The following is an 8,966-nucleotide window of genomic DNA, read 5'->3' on the forward strand; positions in this document are numbered from 1 at the left end:
CCAGGGTCCCATCCCATGCCACGAGTACTCCGATGGCATCGCTTGATCACCCGGACCTCGCGTGGACCGAAAGAAGCCCCCGGCCTCGCTGTTGGCTTCGTACACCGAAACCGCCCAACCGCGACGGCTGAACTCGTGAGCAGCCGTCAGTCCAGCGATGCCAGCACCGTAGACAGCAACCGTGCGGCCCGTCGAAGTTGTCACGCTGGAACGAGCTGGTTCTGTGTGTAAGAAGTCGATTGCGGCCCAAGGATCTGACCAACCGAGCCGTCACAGGTGATGTGCACGCTGACGGACAGCTCCTCGACTTGTCGAGGGGGAGGCCCCAGCTCGTTGGGAGCCCAGATCAGGCGCCGCGGCCCGGTCGGGTTGCGGAGCACCAGCGTCGCCGGGCTGCTCGGGTCGCCGGCGTCAGACCCGTCCCAGCCCCGCAGGCGCAGCGGCAACGGCCCGCCGATCGCGGACTTGAGGATCCCGGCGACTTCCTGCGCCACCCCGACTGCCCGCACCCGGTCATCCGGGTTCGTGGCGCGAGCAGCTGGGCTTCGCGTGCCAGGCTCGATCGTGCTCACCTCGACCACCTCCAGCACTCAGTCATCACGATGCCCGCGGCAGGGGCCTGACTGCGCGACGTCCTGGTTCGTGGAGGTACCTCTCAGAGGCTTGGCACCTGCGGTGGGGGTCCGGGTGCCCGTGTGGCTCACAGGGCCCAGCGATGCTTGGCGACAAAGGGGATGCGGGCCCAGCGCCGGCCGAGTCCCCAGGTGGTTCCTGCGTAGGTGAGGGCCAGCACGATCAGGACGAGAGCCTCAAGCATGTGGTCGTCGACGATCGGGTTGTTCGAGCCAGTCGGATCGCCAGCGGAGGTGAACTGCGCGATCGGGAACGTGGCCAACCACATGAAGGCCACGAGGACCACGCCGGAACTCGCGGCGATCCGCATGAAGACGCCTGCGGTGAGCGCGACGCCGATGCCAAGCAGGCCGAGCATGAACAGCGAGTCCGCCCACCAGGTACCAGCCATCGAGTGGAACAGCGACTGGAACGGACCGACGGCCACCGACGCGAGGAATCCTTTGGTCGGAGAGCCGCCGTGGATCCATGCCTTGGCCGACGGCGTCGCGTAGTGCAGGCCGAAGGTCTTGTCGAGGAATGCCCATAAGAAGATGAAGCCGGTGGCGATGCGCAGCGCTGCCAACGCCTTCGCGGCGGTCGAGGTGATCACGTGACCGGGAACGTTGGCGATCTCGGTATGGGCTGTTGGGGGTGTCGGCTGCTGGACGGTCATGATGTCGGGTCCCCTTTCCGGGGGTCGGTCCGTGGAGTGAGGACGGTCCAGGCCTCAAGACGCTCGGCAGGGCCACGGTGGACCTCCGGGGTTGCATAGGTGCGGCTCCAGAGTGCCCACAGCGGCGCGGCCACCGAGACCAGGAGACCGCAGTTCGAGCATGACGCGGTGCGGTTGTGCCGTTCGCCGATCCTGACGGACGACATCTCGATCGGTGCGCGGCAGAACACGCACGCCACGGGAAGGGTCGACCACCGCACCGGTCGAGCGGGACTTCGCAGGGCCTGGCCCGCGCTGCCGTCGACGGCCGCTCTCTTGTGCTTTCGTGCGTTGGGAAGGCGGCTCTGGAGGTGCGGGCAGAGGTCGCTCGGCTGCATGGGGGAGGACTGGCGCGCTCATGACGGCATCCGGACGAGGCTCAGGGGCGTGGTCGGCGGACGATGATCGGGCGCATCATGCGGGAGTGGCCGGACAAGTGCGAGCGCGACGCCGCAGTCATCGATGCGACGTTCGCTCATACGGATGCCGTCGGGTCGCAGGCAGTCGTTGATGGCGCGCATGAGCTGACGTGAGCGCTCGCGCGAGCCTTCGTACTCGCTCGCGTCGACGACGACCAGCGACGCCGGGCCGCGACCGAGGCGATTGGAACGTCGACGTACGAACCACAGCTGTGCGCCGAGCGCGTCGACTGCGTCGGCGCACGTCCCCGTGCAGTGGTGTCCGAGATCGGCCTGAGCTGCGGTGAGCGTGGGCGCGGGGCGAGCTAGGCAAAGACCTGCGCCTGCCGGCGGTGATGATGTCATGGTGAACCCCAAGGAAGTGGTCACCGGGGGTTCGCGTGAGCTGGTGCTCATAGAGTTCGGCGGCGGGCGGCCGAACTCGTTCCGAACTGGTTGATGGGCTCAACAATCGTGACCCTACACCGGCCCGGCCACGCGGGCGCCCGTTGCCAGGAACTTGGCAGGTGCTAATTGCCATCGGGGAGCACGGTTGCGGGTAGTGAGGCCAACAGTGCCACCGCGGCTGGGTGCCGTTGGATGCCTGCCTGGGTGGCCCGAACGTCAAGTTCGGCGCGCGCCTGGTCAGATGTTCGTCCTTGGCCGATCAGCACGCCGATCGCTTGGTTGATCGTGGACGGCGAGCGCAGCGACTCAGCCGGGTGGAGGTGGGTCCCTTCCACGATGTCTTCGTCGAGACGCAGCTCGTCCATGGTGCGGCCGGTGAGCCATGCCAGGTCGGCTGCCAGGTCGACGAGTGCTCCCGCCTTGGCTGCGTAGAGGATGAGCACGATGCGGGCGCTGTCGGTGGCTGGCGGGGGCGGCTCGGGGTGCAGGGGGACGCGTAGTGATGTCGTGATGCTGGGGATCTGGCTGCTCTCGAGGGTGGTGAACTCCACGTGGGAGTGGAGTGAGCACACCCGGACGGACAATCCGAGGTAGGAGGACACGGCTGCCGCCGCGTCGGACGTCAGCGCGGCGAGCGTGGCGGCGATGTTGGTGGCAGGGACGTCGAGGGCGTCGGTCAGCAGGTCTAGGTCTGCGGCTAGGTCGGAGGGGATCCTCACGAGGCGTGTGCTCCGTTGGGCGCTCCCGTGCGCCGCGTCGTCTGCACCGGTGCCGAGCGCCGCGGATCACGGCGCGGGGTAGGAAGCCGTGACGACAGGTCAGGGCCTGCTGTCCGTCGACTTCCTGAGGGTTGACACTACGCCCGGTCGGGTGCATTGGCCATGTCCGCGCAGGCTCGACGCCGTGCGACCCGTGCCCAGGTGATCAGGACTGCGCGTGACGGGCCCGTGCCCGCCGCACGGCCTCGTCGACGATGTGCTGCGCGACGTCGACGAGCTTCACGTGGTCGGCCTGGCTGATCGCCCGCAGCTTGCCGAAAGCCTCCTCGGCGGACCCGCCGTTGCGGCCACGGAGAATGCCGATCGCCTGGTCGATGATCGGTCGACTCGACAGCGCGGTCTGCAGCTGCGCGGTGAGCTCCTGGGCCTGCGCCAGGATCTGCGCGTTGTGGACCGCGACCGCGGCCGGCGTCGCGAACAGCTCGCCGAGCTCGGCGGCGCGGTCGTCGAACGCGTCCTTCCCACGGGAGTACACGTTGATCGCACCCACCGCCCGCTCGGAGAGCAGCAGCGGCAAGGACAGGGCGCTGTGGATGCCGAGGCGACCGACGCGCGGGCCGAACCGCGGCCACATCTTCTCCCCGCCGAGGGACCCTGAGCGCACTGTGCGACGTTCGAGGGCCGCGGTAATGCACGGTCCCTCCTTCAGCGTGGAGTACTGGATCTCGTCGATCTGCGCGACGAACGGGTGGCTCGCCGCGAGGACCTGGACCCGGGCGTCGCCCCGGTCCGCACTCAACAGCGTGACCCCGGCACCGTCCGCGCCAGGGATCGCATGAACGGCGAAGGTAGCCACCTGCGCGAGCACGTCCTGCAGCCCGAGGCTTCCCGTGACGAGGGCGGCAAGCTCCCGCAGGCTCTCCTGCAGATCCGCCGCATCCGAGTCGGCCTGGACCTGGCTGACCGGCGGCCTCGGCTGAGAGATCGATGCCGAGGAATCCGTGCCGCTCATCGCGCGTCCAACCTCGAGGTCGTGCAGGGCCCGCTGCTGCTCACGACTGTACGTGGTGCCACCAAGGACGGCTCAGGAGGATCCCCCCGGCCCGGTCGGCAGGTCCTCGCTCTGCTGGAGGACATCGTCGTCATCGTGCAATCGCAGTTTGAGGCTCGAAGACCCAGCGTTGACCACCAATACCCGCAGCAGCCACACCCATTCTGCGCTTGCTCACCGCTCCGCCGCGAATGCCCGGATGAGCGCATCGGTGGCGCTGACGCGGGCACCGACCCCTGCGATACCGGCGGTGTACATGTCGTCTCCGAGCTCGCCACGGCACCCGCGAACTGAGATACGGCGCACGCAACAGGCGCGTCGCTGTCACGGGGTATGTCGCTCAGCCTGACGTGCGCCGCGGACGGGTTAGTTCCCCGCTGCGAACAGTACATCGGGTGTATTCTCACAACTGTTGAGTACCTCAGCTGTCCGGGGAAGAGTTCAGCTGTCCGCTGCGGAACTCCAGGGGCACTTGCTCCGAGCCCCCATTCCGGTGATCGTCTCCACATCGGGATCACCATGCTCTCGTCACCTCTCACTTCGCCCGGTTCTTGGCAGGAGTTCCTGGCCCCGACCGGGTGGGTGCTGGATTCGATGCTGTCCGAGCACCAGTGCGAGGGCTGGCTGGAGGGGTATCTGCTCACCGGGCGGCACGGGCTGTTCAACTGCTACGAGGCGTTTGTCCACATCGTCGACTCGATGTTCAACCAGCACGCCAAGTGGCTCAAGGTCACGAAGGAGTTGCCGTGGCGGCGGGACATCTCGTCGCTGAACTACCTGCTCGCCTCCCACGTGTGGCAGCAGGACCACAACGGGTTCACCCACCAGGACCCCGGATTCCTCGACCATGTCGTGAACAAGAAGGCCGACATCGTCCGCGTGTACCTGCCACCGGACGCCAACTGCCTGGTCTCGGTCGCCGATCACTGCCTGCGCAGGCAGCACTACGTCAACGTGATCGTCGCGGGCAAGCACGTCATGCCGCAGTGGCTGAGCATGGAACGGGCGCAGGTGCACTGCACGGAGGGCATCGGGATCTGGGAGTGGGCTGGCAACGATCGCGGCGGCGAACCCGACGTCGTGCTGGCCTGCTGCGGTGACACCCCCACCTTGGAGGTGCTGGCCGCAGTGTCGATCCTGCGGGAGAACCTGCCCGAGTTGAAGGTCCGGGTGGTCAACGTCGTGGACCTGATGAAGCTGCAGTCAGCCAGCGAGCACCCGCACGGGTTGTCCGACGGCGACTTCGACGCACTGTTCACCCGCGACAAGCACATCATCTTCGCCTTCCACGGCTACCCGACGTTGATTCACCGCCTCACCTACCGACGGACCAACCGCAACCTGCACGTGCGCGGCTACAACGAAGAGGGCACCTTCACCACCCCGTTCGACATCCGCGTGCAGAACCGCCTCGACCGGTTCCACCTCGTCCAAGACGTCATCGAACGGCTCCCGCAGCTCGGCGCGACCGGGGACTACCTGAAACAGACGATGGCCGACAAGCTCGTCGCTCACAATCTCTACATCAACAAACACGGCCAAGACCTGCCCGAGATCCTCAATTGGACCTGGAACCCGCCGCAATGACCGCGCCGATCATTCTCGCGCCCGCGCACCTGAACGCGCTGGCGGACATCGCGCGGGCGCTGGTCGCCGGCGACAAGGGCCTTCTGGCGATCGATGAATCGATCCCGACCTGCAACAAGCGATTCGCTCGGCTTGGGATCACCCAGGACGAACAGACTCGCCGCGCCTATCGGGAACTGATCGTGACGACGCCCGGTCTCGGGGAGTGCATCAGCGGGGTGATCCTCTTCGACGAGACGACCCGGCAACACACGACCGACGGTGTTCCGTTCCTTACCGTTCTCGCCGACGCCGGGATCATCGCCGGTATCAAGGTCGATCTGGGCGCGAAGCCGATGGCCGGGTGTCCGGGGGAGCGGGTGACCGAGGGGCTGGACGGTCTGCGAGAACGCCTCGGCGAGTATGCCGCGTTGGGTGCCCGGATCGCGAAATGGCGGGCGGTCTTCACCATCGGCGCCGTAACGCCCAGTGAGGCCTGCATCGAAGCGAACGCGCACGCGTTGGCACGCTACGCGGCGCTGTGTCAGGAGGCCGGCCTAGTGCCCATCGTCGAACCGCAAGTACTGATGACCGGCGAGCACACCCTGTCTCGCTGCGGCCAGGTCACCGAGACGGTGCTGCGTGAGGTCTTCGCCCAGCTGCACACCCAGGGGGTCGTGTTCGAAGGCATGCTCCTCAAACCCAACATGATCCTCGCCGGGTCGACCTGCCCGAACCAGGAATCGGTCCAGACCGTAGCCGAGGCGACAATCACCTGCCTACGGCGGGCCGTTCCCGCCGCGGTCGCGGGCATTGCGTTCCTGCCCGGCGGACAGTCCGCAGACCTCGCCTCCTCCCGCTTGAATGCCATCAACACCGACCGGGGCCTGCTGCCGTGGCCGGTGGCGTTCTCCTTCGGCCGGGCGATCCAGCAGCCCGCCCTGACGATCTGGGAGGGCCGAGATGCCAATGCGGCCCGCGCCCAACACGCTCTGCTGCAGCGATCGACATCCAATCAGGACGCGCGCCGCGGGGAGTACGTCCCATCGGTATCGGCGGCCCGCGCATGATCTTCACCGAGCCACGGCTGCCGGTGCCGTGCCGCCACACATTCCGATCAAGCGGATGCCCATCATGAGCAAAGACACGCCCAAGACCGCCCCCGCCGACTCAGCGACGCCGACGCCGGACCCGAAACACGACCTGAAGTCGCTGCCGATGGCCGAGGTCCAGAAGCAACTCGGGAGCTCACCGGATGGGCTGAGCCAGGCCGAGGCGGCCAAGCGGCTGGCGCAGTACGGCCCGAATGAGATCGCCGAGCACAAGACCAACCCGCTGCTGAAGTTCCTAACCTACTTCTGGGGCCCGATCCCGTGGATGATCGAGGTCGCGGTGATCCTTTCCGGCGCGGTCGGGCACTGGCCGGACTTCTTCATCATCTTGCTGCTGCTGGTCGCCAACGCGGTCGTCGGCTACACCGAAGAACGCCAAGCCGGCAACGCCATCGACGCGCTGAAAGACAAGCTCGCCATCAAGGCCCGCGTCAAGCGCGACGGTCAATGGGTCACTCCAGCGTCGCGCGAGCTGGTGCCCGGGGACGTGATCCGGCTGCGGCTGGGTGACATCGTCCCGGCCGACGCCCGGCTGCTGGACGGCGACGAGATCGAGGTCGACCAGTCCGCGCTCACCGGGGAGTCGCTGCCGGCCACCATGCAGCCGGGGGATGCGGTGTTCTCAGGATCGATCATCCGCCGCGGCGAGATCGGCGCCCTGGTCTACGCCACCGGCACCCACACCTACTTCGGCAAGACCGCCGAACTCGTCCAGGACGCGCACACCGTCAGCCACTTCCAACAAGCCGTCCTCAAGATCGGCAACTACCTCATCATCCTCGCGGTCGCCCTGGTCGCCGTCATCGTGGCCGTCTCCATCCTGCGCGGTGACCCGACCCTGACGACGCTGCAGTTCGCCCTCGTGCTGACGGTCGCGGCGATCCCCGTCGCGATGCCAACGGTTCTGTCGGTGACGATGGCGGTCGGAGCCCGGCTGCTGGCCAAGAAGAAGGCCATCGTCAGCAAGCTGGTCGCCATCGAGGAACTCGCCGGTGTGGACATCCTGTGCGCGGACAAGACCGGCACCCTGACCCAGAACGCGTTGACCCTGGGCGACCCGTTCAGCCTCGGTGACATCCCGGCCGCTGACATGGTCCTGGCCGGTGCGCTGGCCTCCCGCGCGGAGGACGACGACCCCATCGACCTCGCCGTCCTGGGCGGACTGAGTGACCCGAAGGATCTGCACGGCTACACGGTGACGCACTTCGAACCGTTCAACCCCGTCGACAAGCGCACCGAAGCCACCGTCACCGACACCGACGGAACCACCTTCCAGGTCAGCAAGGGCGCCCCGCAGGTCATCCTGGCCCTCGCCCACGACACCGCAAAGATCAAGCCCGCCGTCGACACCGCGGTAAACGACTTCGCCGCCCGCGGCTACCGGTCCCTGGGGGTGGCCCGCGCCGACGGCCACGGCCAGTGGACCTTCCTGGGTGTGCTTCCGCTGTTCGACCCACCCCGCAAGGACGCGAAGACCACGATCGCCACCGCCCGGGCGATGGGCGTGACCGTGAAAATGGTCACCGGCGACGCGTTGGCCATCGCCAAGGAGACCGCCGTCAAAGTCGGTCTCGGCACGAACATTCTCGACGCGGCTGGTCTGGGAGACGTGAAGAAGACCGAGACCGCGGCCGTGGCCAAGTCCATCGAAACCGCCGACGGGTTCGCGCAGGTGTTCCCCGAACACAAGTACCACATCGTCGACGTCCTGCAACAACGCGGCCACATCGTCGGGATGACCGGCGACGGGGTCAACGACGCCCCCGCCCTGAAGAAGGCCGACTGCGGCATCGCCGTGTCCGGCGCCACCGACGCCGCCCGTGCCGCCGCCGCGATCGTGCTGCTCAACCCGGGGCTGTCGGTGATCATCGACGCGGTCAAGGAGAGCCGCAAGATCTTCCAGCGGATGAACAGCTATGCGATATACCGCATCGCCGAAACGCTGCGTGTGCTGCTCTTCATGACCGTCGCCATCCTGGCCTTCAACTTCTACCCGCTGACCGCCGTCATGATCGTCATGCTCGCGCTGCTCAATGACGGTGCGATCTTGTCCATCGCCTACGACAACGTGCATTACAAAGACGAGCCCGAAGCGTGGAACATGCGCCTCGTGCTCGGCATCTCCACGGTTCTCGGCGTCGTCGGACCGATCGCCGCGTTCGGCCTGTTCTACCTCGGCGACCGAGTCTTCGGCCTCGGCCACCCGCAGCTGCAGACCCTGATGTACCTGCTGCTGTCTGTCGCCGGCCACCTCACGATCTTCCTCACCCGTACCCGCGGCCCGTTCTGGTCCATCCGACCCGCCCGGTCCCTCCTGCTCGCCGTTCTTGGCACCCAGGCCATCGCGACCCTGATCGCGGTGTACGGACTGTTCATGACACCCCT

At 67.1% G+C, this 8,966-nt stretch carries 8 protein-coding genes and 1 pseudogene; 3 read left to right on the forward strand and 6 right to left on the reverse strand.

What is annotated here, in order from left to right; genetic code table 11:
• The 6 genes from VIM19_06840 to VIM19_06865 all read right to left on the reverse strand — a co-directional run.
• Window positions 1-240 (reverse strand): FAD-dependent oxidoreductase (locus VIM19_06840; protein ID HEY5184613.1); only part of this gene is annotated, 240 nt, incomplete at its 3' end.
• Window positions 201-572: a hypothetical protein gene (locus VIM19_06845; protein ID HEY5184614.1), complete on the reverse strand. Its 372-nt coding sequence runs from the start codon at window positions 570-572 to the stop codon at window positions 201-203. The genes VIM19_06840 and VIM19_06845, both read right to left, overlap by 40 nt.
• Window positions 573-700: 128 nt before the next feature.
• Window positions 701-1,288: a hypothetical protein gene (locus tag VIM19_06850; protein ID HEY5184615.1), complete on the reverse strand. Its 588-nt coding sequence runs from the start codon at window positions 1,286-1,288 to the stop codon at window positions 701-703.
• A 395-nt stretch (window positions 1,289-1,683) separates the two neighbouring features.
• The gene (locus tag VIM19_06855) at window positions 1,684-2,115 is read right to left on the reverse strand and encodes a hypothetical protein (protein ID HEY5184616.1); all 432 of its coding nucleotides are present in this window, start codon (window positions 2,113-2,115) and stop codon (window positions 1,684-1,686) included.
• 140 nt (window positions 2,116-2,255) lie between these two features.
• Window positions 2,256-2,852 carry a hypothetical protein gene (locus VIM19_06860; GenBank protein HEY5184617.1) on the reverse strand — a complete coding sequence of 199 codons (597 nt, stop codon included), beginning with the start codon at window positions 2,850-2,852 and terminating at the stop codon, window positions 2,256-2,258.
• 205 nt (window positions 2,853-3,057) lie between these two features.
• On the reverse strand, window positions 3,058-3,864 hold the full coding sequence (locus tag VIM19_06865) for a GAF and ANTAR domain-containing protein (GenBank protein ID HEY5184618.1): 807 nt from the start codon (window positions 3,862-3,864) through the stop codon (window positions 3,058-3,060).
• Window positions 3,865-4,461: 597 nt separating this feature from the next.
• Between VIM19_06865 and VIM19_06870 the strand changes: the two are divergent.
• From VIM19_06870 to VIM19_06880, 3 genes and pseudogenes are all read left to right on the forward strand, one after another.
• A pseudogene (locus VIM19_06870) lies at window positions 4,462-5,490 on the forward strand (phosphoketolase family protein).
• Window positions 5,487-6,539, forward strand: coding sequence for a class I fructose-bisphosphate aldolase (locus tag VIM19_06875; protein ID HEY5184619.1), 1,053 nt, complete (start codon window positions 5,487-5,489; stop codon window positions 6,537-6,539). Before VIM19_06870 ends, VIM19_06875 begins: the two are co-directional and overlap by 4 nt.
• Window positions 6,540-6,687: 148 nt before the next feature.
• A partial coding sequence (locus tag VIM19_06880; protein HEY5184620.1) for a plasma-membrane proton-efflux P-type ATPase occupies window positions 6,688-8,966 on the forward strand: 2,279 nt, incomplete at its 3' end.

The sequence above is a fragment of the Actinomycetes bacterium genome, assembly GCA_036510875.1.
In the GTDB taxonomy this organism is placed as follows: Bacteria; Actinomycetota; Actinomycetes; order Prado026; family Prado026; genus DATCDE01.